Source organism: Streptomyces katrae (assembly GCF_000717655.1).
Classification (GTDB): Bacteria; Actinomycetota; Actinomycetes; order Streptomycetales; family Streptomycetaceae; genus Streptomyces; species Streptomyces katrae_B.
Genome location: NZ_JNZY01000041.1, coordinates 31,574 through 53,327 on the forward strand (window position 1 = coordinate 31,574; position 21,754 = coordinate 53,327).

Annotated in this window: 22 protein-coding genes and 2 pseudogenes; 16 read left to right on the forward strand and 8 right to left on the reverse strand. The window is 70.6% G+C overall.

The features are described from left to right. Positions 1-28: 28 nt before the first annotated feature. Complete coding sequence (locus IF09_RS0132745; protein WP_051833293.1) at positions 29-2,188, forward strand: xanthine dehydrogenase family protein molybdopterin-binding subunit; 2,160 nt, start codon at positions 29-31, stop codon at positions 2,186-2,188. A gap of 70 nt (positions 2,189-2,258) precedes the next feature. Here IF09_RS0132745 and IF09_RS0132750 read toward each other — a convergent pair whose 3' ends face one another. The 3 genes from IF09_RS0132750 to IF09_RS0132760 all read right to left on the reverse strand — a co-directional run bounded on the left by IF09_RS0132750 (position 2,259) and on the right by IF09_RS0132760 (position 4,444). Then, positions 2,259-2,717 carry a hypothetical protein gene (locus IF09_RS0132750; RefSeq protein WP_030302010.1) on the reverse strand — a complete coding sequence of 153 codons (459 nt, stop codon included), beginning with the start codon at positions 2,715-2,717 and terminating at the stop codon, positions 2,259-2,261. Between the two features lie 92 nt (positions 2,718-2,809). Beyond that, a complete protein-coding gene (locus tag IF09_RS0132755; protein WP_030302011.1) occupies positions 2,810-3,673 on the reverse strand; it encodes an alpha/beta fold hydrolase in 864 nt (287 codons plus the stop codon). A gap of 156 nt (positions 3,674-3,829) precedes the next feature. Next, positions 3,830-4,444, reverse strand: coding sequence for an O-methyltransferase (locus IF09_RS0132760; RefSeq protein ID WP_030302012.1), 615 nt, complete (start codon positions 4,442-4,444; stop codon positions 3,830-3,832). 185 nt (positions 4,445-4,629) lie between these two features. Here IF09_RS0132760 and IF09_RS0132765 point away from each other — a divergent pair, with 185 nt between their 5' ends. Beyond that, positions 4,630-5,520 carry a LysR family transcriptional regulator gene (locus IF09_RS0132765; protein WP_051833295.1) on the forward strand — a complete coding sequence of 297 codons (891 nt, stop codon included), beginning with the start codon at positions 4,630-4,632 and terminating at the stop codon, positions 5,518-5,520. A 115-nt stretch (positions 5,521-5,635) separates the two neighbouring features. Beyond that, complete coding sequence (dmpI, locus tag IF09_RS0132770) at positions 5,636-5,818, forward strand: 4-oxalocrotonate tautomerase DmpI (protein WP_030302014.1); 183 nt, start codon at positions 5,636-5,638, stop codon at positions 5,816-5,818. Positions 5,819-6,018: 200 nt separating this feature from the next. Here the strand turns inward: dmpI and IF09_RS43770 are convergent, their stop codons facing one another. Further along, positions 6,019-6,393 (reverse strand): SMP-30/gluconolactonase/LRE family protein, encoded by a 375-nt coding sequence (locus IF09_RS43770; RefSeq protein WP_078613593.1) that lies wholly within the window; start codon positions 6,391-6,393, stop codon positions 6,019-6,021. Positions 6,394-6,530: 137 nt separating this feature from the next. Between IF09_RS43770 and IF09_RS0132775 the strand changes: the two genes are divergently transcribed. Beyond that, the gene (locus tag IF09_RS0132775) at positions 6,531-6,911 is read left to right on the forward strand and encodes a nuclear transport factor 2 family protein (RefSeq protein WP_030302016.1); all 381 of its coding nucleotides are present in this window, start codon (positions 6,531-6,533) and stop codon (positions 6,909-6,911) included. Between the two features lie 331 nt (positions 6,912-7,242). On the opposite strand, the gene IF09_RS0132780 is transcribed toward IF09_RS0132775, so the two are convergent. Next, the gene (locus IF09_RS0132780) at positions 7,243-7,581 is read right to left on the reverse strand and encodes a hypothetical protein (RefSeq protein ID WP_030302018.1); all 339 of its coding nucleotides are present in this window, start codon (positions 7,579-7,581) and stop codon (positions 7,243-7,245) included. 332 nt (positions 7,582-7,913) lie between these two features. Here IF09_RS0132780 and IF09_RS0132785 point away from each other — a divergent pair, with 332 nt between their 5' ends. The 9 genes and pseudogenes from IF09_RS0132785 (at position 7,914) to IF09_RS0132825 (ending at position 16,847) form a co-directional block, all read left to right on the forward strand. Further along, complete coding sequence (locus tag IF09_RS0132785; protein WP_030302020.1) at positions 7,914-8,219, forward strand: DUF6247 family protein; 306 nt, start codon at positions 7,914-7,916, stop codon at positions 8,217-8,219. Next, positions 8,216-8,476 carry a hypothetical protein gene (locus IF09_RS0132790; RefSeq protein WP_030302022.1) on the forward strand — a complete coding sequence of 87 codons (261 nt, stop codon included), beginning with the start codon at positions 8,216-8,218 and terminating at the stop codon, positions 8,474-8,476. Before IF09_RS0132785 ends, IF09_RS0132790 begins: the two co-directional genes overlap by 4 nt. Before the next feature lie 513 nt (positions 8,477-8,989). Further along, positions 8,990-9,196, forward strand: a pseudogene (locus IF09_RS0132795) (AI-2E family transporter); the annotation flags it as partial. Between the two features lie 259 nt (positions 9,197-9,455). Then, complete coding sequence (locus IF09_RS47555; RefSeq protein WP_030302026.1) at positions 9,456-9,776, forward strand: hypothetical protein; 321 nt, start codon at positions 9,456-9,458, stop codon at positions 9,774-9,776. 73 nt (positions 9,777-9,849) lie between these two features. Continuing rightward, positions 9,850-10,938 carry a serine hydrolase domain-containing protein gene (locus IF09_RS0132805; protein ID WP_078613594.1) on the forward strand — a complete coding sequence of 363 codons (1,089 nt, stop codon included), beginning with the start codon at positions 9,850-9,852 and terminating at the stop codon, positions 10,936-10,938. Positions 10,939-11,488: 550 nt separating this feature from the next. Then, a complete protein-coding gene (locus IF09_RS0132810) occupies positions 11,489-13,021 on the forward strand; it encodes an APC family permease (protein WP_037636660.1) in 1,533 nt (510 codons plus the stop codon). A gap of 15 nt (positions 13,022-13,036) precedes the next feature. Beyond that, on the forward strand, positions 13,037-14,674 hold the full coding sequence (locus tag IF09_RS0132815; RefSeq protein ID WP_030302031.1) for a flavin monoamine oxidase family protein: 1,638 nt from the start codon (positions 13,037-13,039) through the stop codon (positions 14,672-14,674). Between the two features lie 330 nt (positions 14,675-15,004). Further along, entirely contained in the window at positions 15,005-15,235 is a 231-nt protein-coding gene (locus IF09_RS0132820) for a DUF5133 domain-containing protein (protein WP_030302032.1), read from the forward strand. Between the two features lie 331 nt (positions 15,236-15,566). Beyond that, on the forward strand, positions 15,567-16,847 hold the full coding sequence (locus tag IF09_RS0132825; protein ID WP_030302034.1) for a peptide ligase PGM1-related protein: 1,281 nt from the start codon (positions 15,567-15,569) through the stop codon (positions 16,845-16,847). 92 nt (positions 16,848-16,939) lie between these two features. Here the strand turns inward: IF09_RS0132825 and IF09_RS0132830 are convergent, their stop codons facing one another. Next, positions 16,940-17,101 carry a hypothetical protein gene (locus tag IF09_RS0132830; protein WP_030302035.1) on the reverse strand — a complete coding sequence of 54 codons (162 nt, stop codon included), beginning with the start codon at positions 17,099-17,101 and terminating at the stop codon, positions 16,940-16,942. 252 nt (positions 17,102-17,353) lie between these two features. Between IF09_RS0132830 and IF09_RS48355 the strand changes: the two are divergent. The 3 genes and pseudogenes from IF09_RS48355 to IF09_RS0132840 all read left to right on the forward strand — a co-directional run. Continuing rightward, positions 17,354-17,572 (forward strand): annotated as a pseudogene (locus IF09_RS48355) (DUF3618 domain-containing protein); the annotation flags it as partial. A gap of 15 nt (positions 17,573-17,587) precedes the next feature. After that, a complete protein-coding gene (locus IF09_RS43775) occupies positions 17,588-17,905 on the forward strand; it encodes a hypothetical protein (protein WP_030302037.1) in 318 nt (105 codons plus the stop codon). A gap of 353 nt (positions 17,906-18,258) precedes the next feature. Next, positions 18,259-19,725 carry an aminotransferase class I/II-fold pyridoxal phosphate-dependent enzyme gene (locus IF09_RS0132840; protein WP_030302038.1) on the forward strand — a complete coding sequence of 489 codons (1,467 nt, stop codon included), beginning with the start codon at positions 18,259-18,261 and terminating at the stop codon, positions 19,723-19,725. Positions 19,726-19,939: 214 nt separating this feature from the next. Here IF09_RS0132840 and IF09_RS0132845 read toward each other — a convergent pair whose 3' ends face one another. Continuing rightward, on the reverse strand, positions 19,940-21,133 hold the full coding sequence (locus tag IF09_RS0132845; RefSeq protein ID WP_030302040.1) for an amidohydrolase: 1,194 nt from the start codon (positions 21,131-21,133) through the stop codon (positions 19,940-19,942). A gap of 210 nt (positions 21,134-21,343) precedes the next feature. Further along, positions 21,344-21,622: a GlsB/YeaQ/YmgE family stress response membrane protein gene (locus IF09_RS0132850; protein ID WP_030302042.1), complete on the reverse strand. Its 279-nt coding sequence runs from the start codon at positions 21,620-21,622 to the stop codon at positions 21,344-21,346. Between the last annotated feature and the right edge of the window lie 132 nt (positions 21,623-21,754).

The window sequence follows — 21,754 nt, forward strand, 5'->3', positions numbered from 1 at the left end:
GGCGCCACCGACCAGGAACAGGACCACGATGAGCCCGACCTCCGCCACCCTCGCATCCACCGCCACCGCCACCTCCGCCGCCGCTCTGGGCACCTCCGTCCCGCGGCGCGAAGGCCGGGAGAAGGTGACCGGCGCCGCCCGCTACGCCGCCGAACAGCACCTGCCCCTGCGGGCCTACGCCTGGCCGGTGCCCGCGACCGTTGCCCGCGGCCGGATCACCGCCGTCGACACCGCCGACGCCCTGGCCCTGCCCGGCGTACTGAGCGTCCTCACCCCCTACGACGCCCCCCGCCTGGGCCCCTCCGACGATCCCACCCTGCAAGTCCTGCAGGACCTGCGGGTGCCGCACCGCGGCTGGTACGTGGCGCTGGCCGTCGCCGACAGTCTCGAGGGGGCGCGGGCCGCCGCCGACGCCGTACAGGTCACCTACGAGGCGGAGCCGCACGACGTCACCCTGCGCGAAGGGCACCCGGGCCTGTACACCCCCGACGAGGTCAACGGCGGCTACCCCGCGCACCGCGAACAGGGCGACCCCGACGCGGCGTTCGCCGCCGCGCCCGTACGCGTCGACGTCCGCTACTCGGTTCCGCCGCTGCACAACCACGCCATGGAACCGCACGCCGCCACCGCCGACTGGGACGCCGAACGCGGCCACCTCACCGTGTACGACTCCTGCCAGGGCACCACGGTGGTGCGCAGCGTCCTGGCCGGGCTGTTCGCGCTACCGGAGGACCAGATCACCGTCCTGGCCGAGCACGTCGGCGGCGGATTCGGCTCCAAGGGCACACCGCGCCCCCACGTCGTCCTCGCCGTGATGGCCAGCCGGCACTGCGGACGCCCCGTCACGCTGTCCCTGCCCCGACAGCACATGGCCGCCACCGTCGGACACCGCGCGCCCACCCTGCACCACCTCCGGCTCGGCGCCCGCTCCGACGGCACCCTCACCGCCCTCACCCACGAGGTCACCACGCACACCTCGCAAGTGCGCGAGTTCGTCGAACAGGCCGCCGTGCCCGCCCGGGTGATGTACGCCGTCCAGGACAGCCGCACCACCCACCGCGTCGCTGCACTCGACGTGCCCACGCCCTCCTGGATGCGGGCCCCCGGCGAAACCCCCGGCATGTACGCCCTGGAGTCGGCGATGGACGAGCTGGCCGACGCTCTCGGCATGGACCCCGTCGAGCTGCGTGTGCGCAACGACCCCGCCACCGAGCCCGACAGCGGCCGCCCGTTCAGCAGCCGCCACCTCGTGGAGTGCCTGCGCGAGGGCGCACGCCGGTTCGGCTGGGCCGGCCGCCGGCCGCCCCGCAGCGAGGGGCCGCTCCTCATCGGCACCGGTGTGGCAGCCGCCACCTACCCCGTGTACATCGCCCCTTCGGGAGCCCGGGCCCACGCCCGCCCCGACGGGAGCTACCTGGTCGAGGTCAACGCCACCGACATCGGCACCGGCGCCCGTACGGTCCTGGCCCAGATCGCCGCCGACGCCCTGCACGTCCCGCTCGACGCCGTCTCGCTGGCCATCGGCAACAGCTCGCTGCCGCCCGGCCCCGTCGCCGGCGGCTCCACCGGAACGGCGTCCTGGGGCTGGGCGGTGCACGACGCGTGCACCGCGTTGACCGACCGGATGGCCCGGCACCACGAGCCGATGCCCGCCGCCGGGCTTTCCGCGTCCGCCGACACCACCCAGTCCGCGAAGCAGAAGTCACCGTACGCACGCCACTCGTTCGGCGCACACTTCGCCGAGGTCCAGGCCGACACCGTCACGGGCGAGGTCCGCGTCCGCAGGCTGCTCGGCGTCTTCGCCGCCGGCCACATCCTCAACCCGCGGACCGCCCGCTCCCAGCTGATCGGGGGGATGGTGATGGGGCTGGGCATGGCGCTGACCGAGCACAGCGAGCTCGACCCGGCGTTCGGTGACTTCGCGGAACGGGACCTGGCCGCCTACCACGTGCCGGCCAACGCCGACGTCCCCGCCATCGAGGCACACTGGATCGACGAGCACGACAAGCACCTCAACCCGATGGGCAGCAAGGGCATCGGGGAGATCGGCATCGTCGGCACCGCCGCCGCGATCGGCAACGCCGTGTGTCAAGCCACCGGCCGGCGGCTGCGGGAACTGCCCTTGACCCCCGACCGGGTCCTGGCCGCCCTCCACACCGCGCCGGAGGCTGCGGACCGCGCCGGATGACAGCCGGACGCGCCCCGGCCGTGGCCGACCGGTCCCGCATGCGCGCGCCCCCCGGCCGCAGAGCGTACGCTCAGCGCTTCACGTCCTCGTCGGTGAGGAAGTAGACGTGACGCCGTTCAGCGGGCGCCAGCGGGCCGAGATGGAGCAGGCCGGGGTCGTCCTGGACCTGTTGCCAGAATTCCGCTTCGGTCGATGCGGTCCCGAGGACCATCCACGGCGCGCCGTACTCCGTCCTCGCCGCCCATACCCCGAGCTGACGGCGACCCGGGCCGAAGAGGTCCTCCCCGACCGGTTCCTCCTGCATCTCAGCGACCAGGTTCGACGTGTGCCGGTGTGGACACCGGGTCTGCAAGCGCCGCTGCTCCCACCAGGTGCACAGATGTTCCGTCGCCGAGTCGGCGACGTCGTCGGCGGCATCCAACGCCCCTTGATCGGCGTTCGGTGCAGCGGGCCGGACCACGCGCACCAGCAGTTCGTGCCCGCACGGCTGGTAGCTGAAGAGCCTGAAGATCTTGATTTGGGCGCCCACGGGACCATTGTGCCCTCACACGGCAGCCACGCTCCCGGCCGCCTGGGGCACCACCACGGGCAGCGTGATCGCCCCCACTCGTGATCTCGAGGTCAGCTTCCGGGGGCGTGGGCCTCGCCGTTGATGTCGCTGATCAGCCAGGCGAGCATCGCGGGGGTGGCGTCGAAGTGGCCGCCGTGCCCGGCATCGGCTTGTCTGATCAGCGTCGCGGTCGGCATGCGTGCGGCGAGCCACTCGCCGTGCGCAGGGGGCACCAGGGTGTCGAGGCCACCGTGCCAGATCCGTGTCGGGACCGTGATGTCCGCCGGGTTGAAGCCCCATGCGGTGCCGAAGATGGCGGTGACGTCGTCCACCCAGCCGTCCAGCCCCGGCCGGACCGCTTCGGCGAACGCCGCGCCCATCATCGCGCTGATCTCCGGTCGGGAGAGGACCGCCTGTTCGATCTCAGGCAGCGGCGGGAAACCGGCCGTTCCGAGATTCGCCAGGTGTTCCGTGACGGCTTCCCTTCCGGTCAACGCCACGGCGGCGCTGTGACGGTTTCCCTCGCTCATGCCGGCGGTCCAGTCCAGCCCGGCAGCGTCACGTGGCGCCGGGCTCGCCAGCGCCCCCAGCCGTGTCACCCGTTCGGGATGCCGGGCGGCGAAAGCCATGGCGTGCGGGCCGCCCCCGGACACTCCGAACACCGCGAAGCGGTCCAGGCCGAGTGCGGCGGTGACGGCCGCGACGTCAGCGGCGGCATCGATGACCCGACGCCCCGGCTTCGGTGTGGAGCCGCCGAACCCGGGCCGGTCATAGGTGATCAGCCGGACGCCGAACTCGTGGAACAGGGAATCGTCCGGGTATCGGGCCAGTCGGCTCATCGGGCTGCCGTGCAGGTAGACGACCGGTATCCCGGTGGGGTCGCCCCATTCCTCCACTGCCAACGTCCGACGGTCGTCGGTGATCAACTCGCGCATGCGGCAAACCTAGCCCCGGTACTGATCGACGGCCAAAGCTTTTCATCCACAGCGCAACATCGCCGTACTGCCCTATGTGCGGGCGATGTTGCGGGTCCATCGATGCCCCAGACCTGCCTTCGCGGCGAGTCGAGAGAGCCCCGCGTCTCAACGACGTCAGTCTGTTCCTCCGTGGCGTGGAGTGATCCGGGCGTGGGATGACCGCACGGCCATCAGGAGTCCGCTCGCCCAGGCCATGCGGACGGAGTGAAAGTCCTCGCGCTCTTCCAGGTCGGTCAGCAGGCGCTGGACCGCAGCTCCGTGGCCCGCGGGCCAACCGGGCTGCGGGGAGAGGTCGTCAATCAGATAGGTGCCGCCGGAGGCCACGAGTTCCAGAGTCCGTTCCAGGTGCGTGAACTTGCCGGGCCAGGTGTCCGCGAACACCAGGTCGAACGGTTCCCCGTCGTAGGTCTGCAGCCATTCAGCGCCGTCTCCGGCCACGAAGGTCACCCGTGGATCAGAACGCAACTGCTCCCGGGCGACCTCCTGCACGACCTCGTCCAGTTCGACGGTGACCAGGGACGAGGCGCTGTCCATCCCGCTGAGGAGCCAAGCGGTGCCCTCGCCCACGCCCGTGCCGAGTTCGAGGATGCGGCCGCCAGGACGGGCGGCTGCGAGGAGGGCCAGCAGGCTGCCGGTGCGCTCTTCGCAGGACATGTCGAAGCCCGCTTCGCGCGCCGCGGCACGCAGGGCCGGCAGTGAGTCCGGGAACGTGCTCGGCGTGTCGTCCACGCGTGGATCATGCAGCCGCCGCCCTTCCCGCGCAACGCCTTTTGCCTCCCCCCATGGCGTCCTCGGCGTCCTCGGTCATTTCCCTGTGGCTGCTGTGGTCACGAAGCCCTTGGCGTCGTCCCTGTCCGCGACCGCCTCCGTGCTCTGCCGGATGGTCGTCTGACCTCGACGGTTACAGTCGGCAGATGGAACTGCGGCAGCTGAGCTACTTCGTTACCGTGGCCGAGGAACTGCACTTCGGCCGGGCCGCCGACCGGCTGCACATCGTGCAGTCGGCGGTCAGCCAGCAAGTGCAGCGGCTGGAAAGGGAGCTGGGGGCCGATCTCTTCGACCGCTCGCCACGCCACGTTCGACTCACCGGCGCGGGGGAGCGGCTGTTGCCCGAGGCGCGGGCGGTGCTCGCCGCCGCCGATCGGGCCAGGGCCGCCGTCCGGGAAGGGGCAGGCCTGCGCCTGGGCACCAGCACCGGCCTCGGTGAATACCTGGACCGGGTGCTCGGTGACCTGGCCGTCCTCGCCCCCGAGACCGTGGTCCAGCTGGTTTCGGCCCCGGCCCACGACCGCCTGGAGCAGGTTGCGGACGGCCGCCTTGACGCCGCGTTCCTACGTTCCCTGGAGCCCGCACCGGGTGTGCGGATCCTGCCCCTGTGGAAAGACCCCCTGGTAGCGGCCCTCCCGGCGGCGCATCCACTCGCCCGCGAGACGGAACTGGCCCTCTCCGATCTGGCTGGCCTGCGGCTCTGCATCACCGCCCGCCGCAACAACCCGGCCCTCGTCGACCTGGTCGTCGGATCCTGCCACGCAGCCGGCTTCGAGCCGATGCCCGGACCGGTCAGCGGCTCGCTGCAGGACACCCTCGCCACCATCGGTGCCGGCCCCGTACCGATGTGGACCGTGGTGTACGCGGCCCACGCACGCGTGCTGCTCAGCCCCCGGGTCGCCTTCCGCCCGTTCCGTGCCCCCGGCCTGGCCCTGCCCATCGGCCTGGCCGTCCGGCGCGAGAGCCCGCCCGCTGCTCTCGAGGCGCTCCTGAAGGTGCTCACACCCCTCCCGACCAGCAGCGATCACGAGAGCTGATCGTTGCGGTCGCGGTCTGCTCCTTGGTCGGGCCGCACGGATCCGATGGACTGGGGTCATGCCGGTGAGTGACCCGGAAAGGCCGGGAAGCCGCCGCTGGCAAGGGAGTTCGGTCATGCCCATCGTCACCGTTCAGCAGGGTCCCCGCGATGTCGAGCTGAAGCGCGAGCTCGTCAAGCGGGTCACGGACGCCTTCGTCGACGCGTACAAGATCCCGGCCGAGACCGTCCAGGTGTGGATCCACGAGGTCCCGGCGGACAGCTGGGGCGCGGCGGGCACGCTCGTCGCCGACAAGTAGGACCGCAGTACGGGGTCTCCGGAGATCCGGCGGACACCCGGCCAACAGGCCGCCGCCGACAGCGGCGCCCTGCCTCACCGGTGAAGCCGGGTCTGGTATCTCCGGGCTAGCGAGGGGCAAGGCGCAGCCCTGAGGTGAACGGTGGCGCGCCGGGACGACCGGCAGCCGTGCAGGGTGCTGCCGCCGGTCGATGGCGTCGGTCATGTCGCCAACGACGTAGCGGACGGTTTGCTCGGGCATCGCGACCGGGGCGGGCCGAGCAGCCGTCGAGCCACGGGCGGCGGCCCGGGCCCGTCGGGTGGCTGCCCGTGCCCGCCATGACCACCGAGTAGAGGCCGGTCTCGGGGGTGATGAAGAGGCGTTGCGCTCGGGCCGCCCTCCGGGTCGGCCTTGGCGAAGACTTCGCCGTCCGTGAGGCGGCCGCCGGCCGCGTGCACGTCGAATACGCGGATGGCGCCGCCCCGGGTGTGGGAGACGAACAACTGCCGCTCGTCGGGGGAGAAGACGAGTCCGTTGGGGACGGAGAAGCAGCGGTCGTCGAGGCAGGTGTACAGCTCGGGGCGCTCGGTGGCCATGGCGCCAACGGCCCCAACGGCCGGCGTCGCGCCCCTTCCCTGCGTTTCGGGGTGCTCCGCCTGCGGTGGGCTGGTGCAGCGGTACGGTGGAGTGGAGCCGCGAGGGTCGACGTCCGCAGTTGCACTACGGTCACGTCATGAGCGACTCAGAGAAGAACAAGTCCAGCGCCATGGCGTTCTACGACCTGATGTTCAACCAGTGCCGCCCCGCCGAGGCCATCGACCGGTACGCCGGCGACACGTACATCCAGCACAACCCGCACGTAGCCGACGGTAAGCAGGCGTTCATCGACTACTTCGAACGCATGGCCGCCGAATACCCGGGCAAGCACGTCGAGTTCAAGCGCGCCGTTGCCGAAGGCGACCACGTCGTCCTGCACTGCCATCAGACCTGGCCCGACGAGGAGTACGCAGGCATCGACATCTTCCGCTTCGACCGGGACGGCAGGATCGTAGAGCACTGGGACGTACTGCAGGTCGTCCCACCCACCTCCCGGAACGACAACACCATGTTCTGAGGCCGGCTCCTCTCCCGTCGCACATCCTCCAGCCACGCGGGCGGTAAGGCCGTCGCGTACCGAGGTCGCTCATCGCGGTACCTCCCAAGGGTCAACCCGGAATGTCGTACGGGGCCCACCCAGGACCGCTTGCCGGAGGGGGGGTCCCGTCGCCCAGTACGCGGCGGCCGCAGCGTTCGGGGGAAGACGGCCGCGAAGCGGCGGGGCCTGGCGCGGCCGCCGGGCCCGCCGCATCGGCGGCCAGGGGCGACCGGCGACCGGCTGGGGCGGGGGGTGCCGCATCGGCCGGGGCTTGCCCTGTGGACGGGGGCGTGGCGGCACATGGACGCTGTCACATCCCGGGCATGTCGTAGCCGGGGTCTGGATGCTGACGGGGGGTCCACCACTCGGTGAGACCCCACCCCCCGAGCGCGAGCGCGGCCAAGGCCGCGACGGCCGCAGCCCACGGAGGCACCCGCCTGATGGCCAAGGCCCAGGAGAGGAGCGGCAACAGCGCTCCGCCGAGCAGGATGAGCGGCAGGTCGACGAAGACCACGTTCAGATCGCGGGCGTGGCCCTCGAATCCCCCGTCGATACTGAACGCAGCCCGCGGTGCCCAGACAGCCAGCCCGGCCGCTGCACCGAGGCCGGCGAGGAAGTATCCGGCCCGACGCTCGCCCCTTGGCTCCATGCCGGCCCGACGTGGTGTGTTATCCCTCATGCCCTCTGGACGTGGAAGCCCGACGCACGGTTGCAGGGGCCGGCCGGCGCCTACGTGCCGTCGTGGGCCGGTGAACGTTGGTTGATCCAGCCGTAGAAGGCGAAGCCCCTCCGACTGGTTCGATGCCAGGACGAAGTGCCGAAGTGCCGACAGCTGGCAGCCGGAGCGAACCGGCTCCCCGCCTCCCGGCCGGCACCCTTGGCCACACCGACTTCACTGCGACGGCGGCAACGGGTACAACGAACGGGGCCGCTGGGCCCTTGACTTCGCTAGGGTGTCGAAGAGGATCGTTGGAGGACGCCATGAGTGCCCAGCCCGAGTACGCGCCCGCCCCGCTGCCCGTGCCGGCCCCGGCCGCCGCGGCCCAGTTGCGGGAGCAGCTGCGTGTCGACCGCCGCGCCGCGCAATGGGTGCCGGCCTTCGAGCGTGACTGGGCCAAGGCCCTGGAAGACTCCCGTCACACTTACTCACTTACCCCGTTGCACGACGTCATCCGTACCTGGCAGCTGCGCGTCGCCTCGGCCCCGGCCGTGGACGCGTACGTCGACTCCGGTCGCGACGAGACCGACTTCGTCGCCCTCGAGGACGTCCTCGGGACCCGCCGGTGACCAGTACGCCCTGGACGGTGCGAATATCCCCGCACGCGGCGAAGGCGCTCACCGGCCTTCCCGAGCCCGCGACGGAGATGATCCGTGATGTCCTTGACCTCGCCACCCGCTCCCCCTGGGGCTGGCCGCAGTGGAATACCGGTGATCCCGAGGGCGAAGACATACGGGCCGCCTCCATCGGACAAGTGTCCGTCGTCTACGTCATCAACCAGCTCACACGGCACTTGTCCGTCCTGGACATCGTCTGGCTCGGCTGACCGTCGGTCCAGAGACGGCCTGGGGAAGGCGCAGCAGCACGGTCCACTGCTGCACCGGCTGCCCGCTGCGGCCCACTTGGCGTCCCGCGAGGCGCTTGGGCAGGAGCTGCGCGCGCACGGACGGAAGGCGAAGCGGGATGGGGGGCCGTGCTCACGATCAGGCGCCGGGGTGCCACTGGGCAGGGCGCAGGCCAGCCTGGAAGGAATCCTCTTACGCGAACGACCCGGAGGGACTCCGCGGTGAACCGACTTCGACTGCCCGGCCTGCCCGGATGGCTCGGGCGTGTGCAGAAGCGTGCCGCAGGGCTCCGCGGGCGTCGAGCGCGGCTCCAGGCCCAGCGGGACGCTGAGGATGCCGCAGAGCGGGAGGACTCGGTTCCTCCGGAGATGCGACCCGGTGACGGTGCCGGCGCGCGGAACCCCGCGGCGGCAGGTGCCCTGGGGGGCGGGTGGCCGCCGAGCCGGTTGGCGGTTCCTGGTGCTCGCCGCCACCGTCTGGGTACTGATGCGGGTTACCCGCTGGCCGTGGTCTTGGCCGTTGCCACGGGCGGCACCGTCGCCGGAATCGACGGGGCCGTCGTGGCGGTCCCGCTCGTCGCGGTGGGCAACACGGTGGTCGGATACCTCCGCGCCCGCCCCGGCGCGAGCGCGACGGACGCGGCACCGGTTGCTCCGGCCCGGGAGCAGCCGGCGAACGCGGAGGACGACACGGACCGGTGAGCACCGGTACGGCCGGTGTCCGGGTTGGCGCCTCACCGACCCTCGCCGTCTCCCTAAAGTCCCGCCTCTGGAACACATCCGGCGGCGGCCGGAGACAGCAGCGACACCCGGCCGAGCGGACGCGAGTGCCGGTGGCCGCCTCCCGCGTCCCTGTGCGCGTCTTCGGACCAGCCGGTAGCGTTGATTGCGTGCGTTCCGCCCACACCGCCACGGCATCGACCGGTGGGGCAGCCGTTGATCGGCAGAGGAACGGGATCACATGGCAGAGCACAGCTTCCCTCCCGGGGCGCCGGTTGCAGGGGCCGCTCTGGTCCTGGTGGACCTCGGCCCGGCGCCGGCGGGCCCCGCGCCACGGCATACGGATACCACCGGGCTTGGCACGGCCGCCGCGTCACGCTTCGTGCCGGGTCCCTACGTGCTGGTCGCCAAGGCGATCCCACCCGTCGACGTCCCGGCTGCGATCGAGGAACTCGGCCGCGGACGTCCGGAGCGCTTCGTCCGCGCCCGCGCCGCCGGCTCGGTGCAGGTCATCGGCCAGCCCGCCCACGGTCTGACGAATTCGGTGATCACTCCGAAGTGACCTCAAGCCCCGAAGTTCGACATCGTTCCCTGAGCCTCCACCCCAGAGGAAGAAGGTGGTGTCCGTGAATCGGATGGCGTCGTTGTGCACCGCCGGGGGCGCCATGGTGTTGGTCGTACTGACCGCTGTCGCAAGCCCCCGGGCGTACGCGACCGGCGATGACCGCGAGAAGCGCAGCGCAGATGTACTCCAGGAGCTGGTGCCTTCTCCTGACGGCCCGGGCTGTGCGGCAGCTGTCGGCACACGGGGAAGCGTGGTCTGGGAGGCGGGGAGAGGGAAAGCCGATCTGACCTCAGGGCGCGCCATCACCTCGAAGACGGTCTTCGACATGGCATCCAACTCGAAGCAATTCACCGCGGACGCCGTCCTTCTGTTGGCCGGGCGACACCGACTCGCCCTGAACGGCCCCCTGTCGGACTTCCTCGACAACCCGCCCGCATGGACGCGGAACGTCACGGTGGGCGACCTGATGCGTCACACCACTGGTATCACCGACTACCAGGATCTGCTGGAGGCCAAGGGCATCAAGCTGACGGATCCGGCCGGCCAGAAGGAAGCGATCGCGGCCATCCTCGCCTCACAGCCGGAAGATCCGCCAGGCAAGCGTTTCTCCTACTCCAACTCCAACTACGTCCTCCTGGCACATGTCGTCGAGAGGGTCACCGGCAAGCCGTTCCCGGCCTTCCTCCAACAGGAATTCTTCACGCCCCTGCACCTGCGCATGACTTTGTCCCCTGCGGTGGACGTTCCCGGCAAGGCGAAGTCGTACGACGAGAAGGACGGCTCCTTCACCTCCAATTCATCCCCCTGGAGACAGTACGGAGACGGATCCGTCCAGACCACCCCTGGAGAGTTCGTCCGCTGGGCCGACAATTACCGCACTGGTCGCATCGGTGGCACGGAACTGCTCGCCGGGGTGACGCAGGGAGCGGTGAGTGTGGGCGACGTCCTGCGCCCGCGCGGCATCGAAGAAGGGCGCTACGGGGCCGGAATCCTGCTTCTCCCCGACAACAGCCTGGTGCATCGCGGCGACTGGGAGGGGTTTCACAGCACCTTCAAGGTCAGCCCGGACCGGAACACTGCCGTCACCGTCGTGTGCAACGTGGATTCACCCGATAACTTCCGTGCGGCCAACCAACTGCTGGACATCTGGACCAAATGACGCGTCGGGGCCGTCCTGCCCTCCTACGGCTCCGGAGCAGCGTCGTCCCTGGCGGACAGGGGAGACGAGCGCCGGCGGCGCTCAGCCCCGAGGCGACGAGACAGGGGACGCCCCATCCGCCCGGGCGAGCCACAGCGCCGGCACACCGCCGGCGCACAGATCCAGGTGGCACTGCCGGTCCAGCCTTCCCGGCTCGGTCCCCGGAGCGAAGCCGGGGAGGGCCGGTGATACGGCTCCGCGCGCGGGCGCGGGGCCGTATCTCAAGTTGTGCGTCTCGTACGTGGACCAAGTCATCCCGGCGCTGAAGAGGACGGCCACCCTCCACTCGGCGAACTGACGACGCAAGGGCGGCGGCCCGTGAGACCACACCGCTGCGAGGGAGAGCCGTTCGGCCGCGACACCGACGTCCCGGGGGGGCACGAGGATCGCCCCATGCCCGTCCCACTCGACAACTCGTCGTATCTGCATGGCAATTAAAGGGCCGCCTGTCGATTGTGGCATACGTCACGCGGGGTGAGAGTGAGCGCCCTCACGACAGGAACGAGGATCTATGAGCACGGATACCGGCACGGGCGGCGACGCACCCCAGGTGCAACGGCTCAAAGCCAATTCGGTGGGCCTGGTGGGCGTCGTCTTCATGGCCGTGGCCACCGCCGCCCCCATCACCGCGATGACCGGGAACCTCCCCATCGCCGTGGGCTTCGGCAATGGGACCGGCGCCCCCGCCGGCTACCTCTTCGCGACCGCGGTGCTGACCGTCTTCGCCGTCGGCTACGTCGCCATGGCCAAGCGGATCACCGCGGCCGGCGCCTTCTACGGGTACATCTCACACGGCCTCGGCCGGATCGCCGGCATGGCCTCCGGCATGCTCGCGGTCCTCGCCTATATCGTCTTCGAGGCCTCGATCGTCGGTGTCTTCTCCTACTTCGCCAAGACCACCGTCCACGACCAACTCGGCATCGACCTGCCCTGGATCGTCTACGCAGCCGCCATGCTGGCGGCCACCGCCATCCTCGCGCATTTCGACATCAACCTCACTGCCAAGGCGCTGGGGGTGATGCTCGTCGCCGAGATCGCCGTCCTGTTCGCCGTCGCAACCGCCGTTCTGGTCGCGGGCGGCGGCCCGGACGCGATCCCTCTCGAGCCCGTGAACCCGAAGAACGCCTTCACCGGCACCTCCGCCGGACTCGGGCTCTTCTTCGCGTTCTGGTCCTGGGTCGGCTTCGAATCCACCGCCATGTACGGGGAGGAGTCCCGCGACCCGAAGCGGGTCATCCCCAAGGCCACCCTGATCTCGGTCATCGGCGTCGGCCTCTTCTACATCTACGTCTCCTGGATGACCATCGCCGGTAACGGCCTGGCCGAGTCGGTGGAGCTCTCCGCCTCCGCGAGCCCGCTCGACCTGTTCTTCGCGCCCACCCGGACCTTCATCGGCGGATGGGCCGTGGACGCCTTCCAATGGCTGCTGCTCACCGGCTCCTTCGCCTGCGGCATGGCCTTCCACCAGTGCGCCGCCCGCTACCTCTACGCCATCGGCCGCGAGGGCTTCCTGCACCCGGGCCTGGGCCGTACGCACGTCAAGCACGGGTCCCCGTACGTCTCCTCCATGATGCAGACAGCCATTGCCACTGGCCTGGTCGCACTGTTCTGGCTGACCGGACAGGACCCGTACATCCACCTGTACACGCTGCTCGCGATCCTCGGCACGATGGCGATCCTCATCGTCCAGACCCTGTGCTCATTCGCCGTGATCGGCTACTTCCGCAAGAACCACCCCGAGGACCGGCACTGGTTCCGCACCTTCACGGCTCCGCTGGCCGGCGGCATCGCCATGGCCGCCGTGGTCGTCCTGCTGCTGGTCAACATGCGGACGGCGGCCGGGCTGGCCGCCGACTCGTTCTTCTTCACGCTGATCCCTTGGATCGTCGGGGCCGTCTTCTTCGGCGGCCTCGGACTCGGCCTGTGGCTCAAGTACAAGGCCCCCGAGCGCTACGCGATCATCGGCCGCGTCGTCCTGGAGGACGCGGCCGAACGCACCGACGAGCTCACCGGCACCCCCACCCCCTCCGCCGCGAACATCTGACGAGGAGCCACGAACATGGCCCGTACGCCACTGATGCACGAGCTCCGTCGGCTCGCCGCCGAACACGCCGCCGCCCGCCGGCTCGGCCTGCCCGTCGCCGAGGTTCGCGGCTCCACCCGCCGCCAGCTCCTCGGCCGGGCCGCCGTCCTCGGGCTCGGCGCCGCCGTCGCCTCGGCGGCGGGAGCCTCCGCGAGCGCCCGTGCTGTGGCGGCCCCGCCCGAGAAGAAGCCCGTCACACCCGCCCGCGTGGCCGTGGTGGGCGCCGGGATCTCGGGGCTGACCGCTGCCCTCACCCTCAAGGACGCGGGCGTCGCCTGCACGCTCTACGAAGCCGATCCGAGCCGTGTCGGAGGCCGGATGTGGAGCCAGCGCTCCCTGTGGGCGTACGGGCAGACCTCCGAGATCGGCGGCGAGCTGATCGACACCAGCCACAAGAAGATCCTGGAACTGTGCCGCCGCTTCAACCTGCCCGTCGAGGACTTCCTCGGCGGCGGGCCGAACGGCGCCGAGGAAATCCTCCGGTTCAACGGGGTCTACTATGCGCGCACCCAGGCCGACGAGGACTTCAAGGCCGTCTACCAAGCGCTGCACCGGGACCTCCAGGCGGCTGGCGAAGTCTCTTGGAACTCTTCGACCCCGGCGGGGACCGCGCTCGACAACATGACCCTGTACGAGTGGATCGAGACCCGGATCCCGGGCGGGCACGGCTCACAGCTGGGCCGCTTCATCGATGTGGCGTACAACGTCGAGTACGGGGCCGACACCGACCAGCAGTCGGCGTTGGCGCTCGTCCTGCTGATGGGCTACCAGCCCAACCCGGGCAACTTCAACGTCTGGGGCCTGTCCAACGAGCGCTACCACATCACTGGCGGCAACGACCAGCTGCCGAACGCCATGGCCCAGGCCCTGCCCGCCGGATCGCTCGTCATGGGCCGCGAGCTGGTCGCCGTACGCGTCTCCGCCGACGGCACCCAGACGCTGACCTTCAACGACGCGGGCGCCACCCGCACGGTCGTGGCCGATCACACCGTCCTGTGCCTGCCGCTGCCGATCCTCCAGCAGATCGACATCACCGCGGCCGGCTTCGACCCGTTGATGAAGAACTTGCTGCGCGACGCCCGCATGGGCCACTGCACCAAGCTCAACATGCAGTTCACCAGTCGCCCTTGGCGCGGCACCGGCCCCTGGCCAGGAGTCTCCGCGGGCGACTGTTTCACCGACAGCGATGTCCAGCAGACCTGGGACACCACCAGGGTCCAGCCGGGCAACGGGGGCATCCTCCTCCAGTACGGTGGCGGAAGCCTGGCCGGCTCGCTCACCCCCGGCAGCCCCTTCGCCACCGATTCCGACCCCTACGTACGCGCCCTCGCGGGCCGGATGCTCACCGGGATCGACTCCTTCTTCCCCGGCACCAAGGCGGCCTGGACCGGTCGGGCACAGCTGTCTGCCTGGCACCGCAACCCGTACTCGCTCGGCGCGTACTCGTTCTGGCCGACCGGCTACCTGCACAAGTACGCCAAGTACGAGGGCACCGCGCAGGGCCGGATCCACATCGGCGGCGAGCACTGCAGCTACGACTTCCAGGGCTTCATGGAAGGCGGGGCGACCGAGGGGGAGCGGGCGGCCAAGGAAGTGATCGCCGCCCTGACCTGACCTGCTGTCACCCGGCAGACCGGCAGGGACGGGCGGTACGGGCGGTACGGGCGGTACGGGCGGCCTCGGTCTGGGCAGGTCCTGCGGTGAGCACTGGTGTGGCTGGGGCCGGGCAGTCGCGAGACCGCCGAAACTCGCCGAGACCGCCCACAGCCACCTGGCCGCCCTCACCCTGCCGACCTCATCCCGCGGCCGCGCCCGAGCAGGGAGGCTCGAGCGTCTCGACCCTCGTGAGGGGCCGGAGGGGGAGCAGACTGTGGCGGGGTTCAACGGTGATCGGCAGGGTAGGCGACGGCCACCTGATGGATCCGCTGGCGAAAGGCAACCCCCATGTTGATGGCTCACCCGGCCGTGCTCCCCGGCCTCGTCGACCGCTATTGGGCGCTGTCCGTACTCGATGCCGCGGAAGGCGACTCGCCCGTGCGCAAGGAGATCGAGGCCGTCGAGCGCGCCCTGTGCGTGGCCACCGGTACGACGGACGTGCACGCCGCCCTGATCGCGGCCCGCCACCATTTGCCGGGCACGGGCACCCTCGATGACTCAGTGCTCGCCTCCGGCTGACTGCGTTCAGCCGTGAGCCGGTGCTACGGGCCGTCACGAAGACGGAGGCAGGACGGGATGCGGGGATCCTCGGGCACACCCCAGTCTGAGGGCGGACGGTTTGGCGTGGACCGGCTCCGGACGGCGCCGCCCAGGCCGTGGGCGCCCGCTTGAGGTCACCCGCTCGGCTGCGAAGGCGTGCCGATGCCGTCGGTGCGACAGAGGCTGAAGCCATGTCCGCCGATCTGATCACGGCTGCCCGCTCCTACGCCCGGCCGCACCTGGTAGGGGCTGAGCGGGGTGATCCCAGGCTGACCGGAAACGGCCGTGCGGCGACCATAGGAGCGGAGCGGTGACTGAGACGGGCCCGATCGTTGTTTTCGCGAACTTCCTCTCGGACTTGGCGGTGGATCTCAACGAGGGGCAGATCCTGATGCAGTGGGCCCAGCAGGCGCCGCGGAAGGCATGGCTGCTCCGACCGGGGGACGTACTGGTCACTCCCGTGCCCCTGAGCCGGGAGTTCTTGCGTTACGTGTACGGCCTGACAGGGGTTTCCCAGGAAACGGTGGCGGTCGTCGAGGTGCCCCCTGCCGGCGCCGTCCCGCTGGCGCGGGCGGTGCGCGAGGCCGGACTCGTCGAGCACGTCCGGGCACTCGCCGGAGACCGGGGTGCGGCGTTGCTGCCGACGGCCTTGGACGCGTCGGCGATCGAGTTCGCCCGGGAGGTCGGCCTCGCGGTCCACCCGTATCCCACCGTCGAGGCCGCCGAGGCCGCACTGAAGATGACCATGCTGCTCAACACGAAGACCGGATTCCGCGAAACGGCCGGGCAACTGGGCATGCGGCTGCCGACGGGACGGGTGTGCCGACGCCTGGAGACCGAAGGCGTGGCCCGCGAGCTCCTGCGGGACCACGAGCGCGTAGTGGTGAAGCCCGATCGCTCGGCGGGAGGGCACGGGATGCGCTTCGTGTCCCGTGACGACCTGAGCAGCGGGGCGGTCCTGGCGCTCGAGACCGTCGGCGGACCCGAGGGCATGTGGGTGGTGGAGGAGTGCCTCGAGGTGGCCGCATCGGTCAGCATCCAGCTGGAGGCCACCACCTCCGGGGTACACGCGCTTTTCAGCGGAGCGATGCGTACAGCTCAGGGCTCCTTCACGGGGTACGCTTCCCCGCTGCCGCCGTCCTTCGCACATGTGGCCGACGAGTTGGAGGAGTGGGGGGCGGCCCTGGGGCGCTACCTGGCCGAGCACGGCTACGCGGGTCCTTTCGGACTCGACGCGCTGGTGGACGCGGGCGGCGCCGCGTACGCGAGTGAAAGCAACATCCGCCGTACCGCCACCACCACACCGCACACCATGGTCACCCGGTTGACCGCGGGATCGGCCAACCCGGTCCCGGCATGGTCGGTGTCGAAGGGCCGGACGCGGAGCCCCATGGGCTTCGAAGGAGCCCTTGCCCGGTTGCGCGCATCCCGCCTTGCGTTCGATCCGGAGCGTGGCGAGGGCGTGGTCCTCTACGCGGACGCGCCGCCCGACGGCCACTCCTGGCGGTACGCGGTGATCGCCAGGAGCGCTGGATCCGTGGAGGAACACGAAGCCGCGTTGGCTGAGGCCTTCCAGTTCGAGGGTGGTTGAACGTCATCGCGCGGGAACGCGATCAGGCCGGGACGACCGCCGAAGGGAGCGCCGCCGCCATGCAGTGTCAGAACTGCGCTGTCGTCGTACGGCTACCAGCGATACCAGCGGCCGCTACCGCCCTTCGGCCGGGCGACGAAACCGATCAGCCACAGGATCAGGACCGCGATAGCCACCCACCAGAGAATCTTCACCGCGAAACCCGCGCCGAAGAGGATCAGGACGAGGAGCAGAACGAGAAGCAGGGGAACCATGGTTATCAACCTCCGAAGCCTCACCTGCCCGACGGCAACACGGACATGTATTCGATCAGGTGATCCTCCATGGAGCGGCGGATTGGATGGTGGACTGCGGCGAGGACACCATCGATCGCCGTCCGCAGGGCCGCCTCGGCCGGGGCCTCCGCCGGGGCGGGTGTTGGGGCGACGACGGGGTAAGCGCGTCACGACCACGGCATAAGCGCCTCAAGGAGGAGGGTCCCATGGCGGCTCGCTTCGAGGTCCGGCATCAGCCCGCCACGACTCTCAGCCAGCCGACCCGGGCGGAGAAGACCCGGAAGGGCAAGCGCTGCGGCAAGGGCGGCGGTTCCCGACCCGCCCCCGGCACTCCCTCCTCCGAGACCCCTACCCCGCAGAGTCGCGCGAGAGGTCGACCGGACCCGCGACGAACTCGGCCAGACCGTCGGGGCTCTGGCCGCCAAGGCCGACATCAAGGCCCGAACCGAGGAGAAGACCGCCATCATGAAGCAGCAAACCGCAGAGAAGGCCGCCCTGGTCGCCGACCAGATTCGTGAGAAGGCGGGGCGGGCCGCACAGTTGGTGCGGGACAAAACGCCCGACCCCGTCCTGGACAAGACGGCCAAGGCCGCAGCGCAGGTGCGGGACAGCGCGACCCGCGCCGGCCAGTATGCGGCGGACAAGGCCACCGAGCCGCTGCTGGAAAAGGCCGGCCAAGCCGCGACGGTCGCGCGCGTCAACCGCACGCCGCTCCTCGTCGTCGCGGGCGCTGTGATCGTCGCGCTCGTGCTGGTGCGCCGTAGCCGTGGGCGTCGCCGATGAAGGCCTGCACGGTCCCTGTGAGCCGGTCGGCCTCCTCGGCGCCGCGAGCGGCCTGAGCGCGGACGCCGTGTGAACAGGGTGGGAAGACACACCAGACGCCACGGCCTGGGACCGCACCGCATGCGCGTCCTCCGGGGCCCGCACGGTCACCCGTTGCTCCTTTGCCTTCCGGGAGCCTGACCGCGCCTGACCGACACGGCACCGAGCGCGATGGAGGCGCTCCGGCTTCGTGCACACACCGTTGCACGGCCGGCCCCGGTGCGGGGCCGGCCGCGCGGCGTGGGGCGGCGGCGGGCGAAGCCCTTCGCGGCGGCGGGCTGTTTTCACTGGCTGCGGCCGGGCAGGCGAGGAGCATGAACCAGTCGAAGGCACCGATCCTCGAGGCATTGACCGCCTACCACGCCAGCGGGCAGACACCGTTCACGCCTCCGGGTCACAAGCAGGGCAGGGGTACTGACCCCCGCGTACGCGCCGTGCTCGGTGACGCGGTGTTCCGCTCCGACGTGCTGGCCACCAGCGGGCTGGACGACCGTACGTCCTCCCACGCCGTGGTGGAGGCGGCACAGGCCCTGATGGCTGAGGCGGTCGGCGCCGACCATGCCTTCTTCTCCACCTGTGGCAGCTCCCTGTCGGTGAAGTCGGCGATGTTGTCCGTAGCCGGCCCGCACGAGAAACTGCTGGTGGGGCGGGACGCCCACAAGTCCGTCGTCTCGGGCCTGATCCTCTCGGGCATCCGCCCCGTGTGGGTCGACCCGGAGTGGGACGCCGAACGCCACCTCGCCCACCCGCCGTCCGCCGCGGCCTTCGAGGCGGCCTTCGCCGAGCATCCCGACGCTCGCGGAGCACTGGTGACCACGCCGACCCCCTACGGCACCTGCTCGGACCTCGCCGCCATCGCCGAGGTCTGCCACAAGCGGGGCCGTCCCCTGATCGTCGACGAGGCATGGGGCGCCCACCTGCCCTTCCACCCCGATCTGCCGACCTGGGCCATGGACGCCGGCGCCGACGTCTGCGTCACCTCCGTCCACAAAATGGGGTCCGGCCTGGAACAGAGTTCCGTCTTCCACCTCCAGGGCGATCTGATCAAACCCGAGGTGCTCAAGAGCCGCGAGGACCTGCTCGGCACCACCAGCCCCTCCGTCCTCATGTACGCAGCCCTGGACGGCTGGCGCCGGCAGATGGTCGAACAGGGAAGGGTCCTCTACGACGACGCACTCGCCCTGGCCGAGCAGGTCCGTACCCGCATCTCCCGCATCGACGGCATGCGGGTGCACGGCCGCGAGGACTTCTGCGGGCCCGGCAAGGCAGCGGACATCGACCTCCTGCAGATCGTCATCGACATCAGCGCGTGGGAGGTCACCGGCTACAGGGCCGCTGACTGGCTGCGGGAGAACCACCGGATCAACCTCCACATCGGCGACCATCGCCGCATCAGCGCGCAGTTCACCCACGCCGACGACGACAGCACCGCCGAGACCCTGCTGACGGCCCTGACCGACCTGGCCGCGCACGCCGGCGAACTGCGCACGGGACAGCCCGTTCATGTCCCGCCGCCGTCCCGGCTGAGGCTGGAACAGGCGGTCCTGCCGCGCGATGCCTTCTTCGGTGCGACCGAGCAGGTGCCATGGGAGAAGGCGGACGGACGGATCGCCTCCGAGATGCTGACCCCCTACCCTCCGGGCATACCGGCGGCGCTGCCTGGCGAACGCCTCACGAAGGACGTACTGCACTACCTGCGCTCCGGAGCCGAGGCGGGCATGGTCGTCCCGGACGCGGTCGACACGAACGTCGACAGCGTGCGGGTGCTTCGCGAGGCCTGACACCGGCGGCGACGACGAGCGAGGGCGACGGACGGATGCGACGACCGCGACCTGTACTCGGTACGACCGTGAGGTGGCAGAAATGGCCAGTCCGCGAGGACTCACGCCGACGACCGCAAGGGTCACCGGCACGAGCGTGGGGCGCAGAGGACCGCACCGAACCGGTGGCGCAGGCCCTGAGCCAGGCCGGGTACCACCGCGACGGGCTCGGGGGTCAGAGCCCTGCGGCCGCCTTCTCGCGCAGCCGGGCCCATGCCCGGGCGGACAGCGCGGCGTCGGTGAGGACGTCGGCTGCCGTGCAGGCCAGAGCCTCGGCGGCCGCCAGCATCACGGTGCGGCCCTGATCCGAGCCGGCCGCTCGTGCGAACGCGGGGGTGTGATCGGATTCCTCACCGCCGAGGATCGCGACGAACGGATGGATCGAGGGGACCCGACGGCTCACGTCGCCGATATCGGAGGAACCCAGGAACACCCCGCCGGCAGGCTGGGTGAGCTGGATGCCGGAGCGCGCGATGTGTTCGCTGAAGCGGTCCGAGAGGACGTCGTTGTCCCGGAAGTGGGCATAGCCATGGCCCAGGCGGGTCACCTCCACCGTGGTGCCGGTCGAGACCGCCACGCCCTCGGACCACTTGCCGAAGTCGGCCACCAGGGCGTCGAGTGCCGTGCTCGTAGCCGCGCGCAGTCCGAACAGACCCTCGGCGTACGCCGGTACGACGTTGGTCACGCGGCCGCCATCGGTGACGATCCCCTGCAGGTGCGAGCCGGACGGCAGGCGCCTGCTGACCACTGCCGCCGTGTTGAACAACTGGATGAGGGCGGCCAGCGCGTCGATCCCGCGGGTGGGATCGCCCGTAGGGTGCGCCGCCTGGCCGTAGAAGCTCACCCGCACCTGCGTCTGTGCCGTCAGCGGTGCCCACGACCAGTCGTGAACGCCCGGATGGAACATCAGCGCCGCATCCACACCGTCGAACACGCCGGCTTCGGCCAGGGGGACCTTGCCGCCGCCTCGCTCCTCCGCCGGCGTCCCGACGGCCAGCACCGTGCCCTGGGTCTCGTCCAGGACGCTGTGCAGTGCCAGCGCGGCTCCCAGACCGGCCGCCGCGATCAGATTGTGCCCGCAGGCGTGTCCCAGCTCAGGCAGCGCGTCGTACTCCAGCAGCAGGGCCACACAGCGCCCCGGCCCGTTCCCGGCCCGGGCCAGGAACGCCGTGTCCAGTCCGGCAACTCCTTGCTCGATCTCGAAGCCGGCCTGCTGGAGCCTGCCGGTGAGTAGTCGGGCCGCGCGGTGCTCTTCGTAGGCGAGTTCGGGATCGCCGTGCAGAGTCCGGCTGACCTCCCACAGATCGTCCGCTCGTCGGCCGCATTCATGCCGCAGGCGTCCGTACATGCCCTCGGAAGGACCGTCCATGCCTCCTCCTCGCAGCTCCGTCGGCGCTCATGTCCATTTCTCCGCCGGTCAGGCGCTGGCCCGGCCGGCGCGGGCGCTCTGGCGCGTCACCTCCCGACCAGCAGCCCGGCGTCGGCTGACCGACCTCGCCGTCGACACCCTGGCGCCAGGCCCCGGCCCGCCGCGACGTCACTCTTCGCGGCGGGCCACGGAACGCGGGGCGCGTGGGGGTCAGGCGTGGCGGTGCGAGCGCCGATTGCCGATGGCGACGCGGTAGACGGCCAGGAGGATGACGGAGCCGACGATGGCGGCGATCCAGGTGGAGAGGTCGAAGAAGCCGTCGATGGAGTCGACGCCGAAGATGACCTTGCCGAGCCATCCGCCGAGCAGGCCGCCGGCGATGCCGATGAGTACGGTGATGATGATGCCGCCCGGGTCCTTGCCCGGCATCAGAGCCTTCGCGATGAGGCCGGCGAACAGCCCGATGAGGATCCAAGCGATGATGCCCATGATGCGTCTCCTACCTCTGTATAAAGCCGATGTCAGTTCCTCGTCTGCGCCACCGGGCGGCGTTCAAACGTCTGGATCCGTTATCCAGGTGCCCTGCTTCGGCTACCGGCCCGCGGCGAGGTGTGGCGGTCG

Excerpts from the sequence above, each read along its gene's own strand:
- IF09_RS0132745 (WP_051833293.1), top strand. The coding sequence starts at position 29 with ATGAGCCCGACCTCCGCCACCCTCGCATCCACCGCCACCGCCACCTCC.
- IF09_RS0132755 (WP_030302011.1), bottom strand. The coding sequence starts at position 3,673 with ATGCGCGAGTTGATCACCGACGACCGTCGGACGTTGGCAGTGGAGGAA.
- IF09_RS0132765 (WP_051833295.1), top strand. The coding sequence starts at position 4,630 with ATGGAACTGCGGCAGCTGAGCTACTTCGTTACCGTGGCCGAGGAACTG.
- dmpI (WP_030302014.1), top strand. The coding sequence starts at position 5,636 with ATGCCCATCGTCACCGTTCAGCAGGGTCCCCGCGATGTCGAGCTGAAG.
- IF09_RS43770 (WP_078613593.1), bottom strand. The coding sequence starts at position 6,393 with ATGGCCACCGAGCGCCCCGAGCTGTACACCTGCCTCGACGACCGCTGC.
- IF09_RS0132775 (WP_030302016.1), top strand. The coding sequence starts at position 6,531 with ATGAGCGACTCAGAGAAGAACAAGTCCAGCGCCATGGCGTTCTACGAC.
- IF09_RS0132780 (WP_030302018.1), bottom strand. The coding sequence starts at position 7,581 with ATGGAGCCAAGGGGCGAGCGTCGGGCCGGATACTTCCTCGCCGGCCTC.
- IF09_RS0132785 (WP_030302020.1), top strand. The coding sequence starts at position 7,914 with ATGAGTGCCCAGCCCGAGTACGCGCCCGCCCCGCTGCCCGTGCCGGCC.
- IF09_RS47555 (WP_030302026.1), top strand. The coding sequence starts at position 9,456 with ATGGCAGAGCACAGCTTCCCTCCCGGGGCGCCGGTTGCAGGGGCCGCT.
- IF09_RS0132805 (WP_078613594.1), top strand. The coding sequence starts at position 9,850 with ATGGCGTCGTTGTGCACCGCCGGGGGCGCCATGGTGTTGGTCGTACTG.
- IF09_RS0132810 (WP_037636660.1), top strand. The coding sequence starts at position 11,489 with ATGAGCACGGATACCGGCACGGGCGGCGACGCACCCCAGGTGCAACGG.
- IF09_RS0132815 (WP_030302031.1), top strand. The coding sequence starts at position 13,037 with ATGGCCCGTACGCCACTGATGCACGAGCTCCGTCGGCTCGCCGCCGAA.
- IF09_RS0132820 (WP_030302032.1), top strand. The coding sequence starts at position 15,005 with ATGTTGATGGCTCACCCGGCCGTGCTCCCCGGCCTCGTCGACCGCTAT.
- IF09_RS0132830 (WP_030302035.1), bottom strand. The coding sequence starts at position 17,101 with ATGGTTCCCCTGCTTCTCGTTCTGCTCCTCGTCCTGATCCTCTTCGGC.
- IF09_RS43775 (WP_030302037.1), top strand. The coding sequence starts at position 17,588 with ATGAAGCAGCAAACCGCAGAGAAGGCCGCCCTGGTCGCCGACCAGATT.
- IF09_RS0132840 (WP_030302038.1), top strand. The coding sequence starts at position 18,259 with ATGAACCAGTCGAAGGCACCGATCCTCGAGGCATTGACCGCCTACCAC.
- IF09_RS0132845 (WP_030302040.1), bottom strand. The coding sequence starts at position 21,133 with ATGGACGGTCCTTCCGAGGGCATGTACGGACGCCTGCGGCATGAATGC.
- IF09_RS0132850 (WP_030302042.1), bottom strand. The coding sequence starts at position 21,622 with ATGGGCATCATCGCTTGGATCCTCATCGGGCTGTTCGCCGGCCTCATC.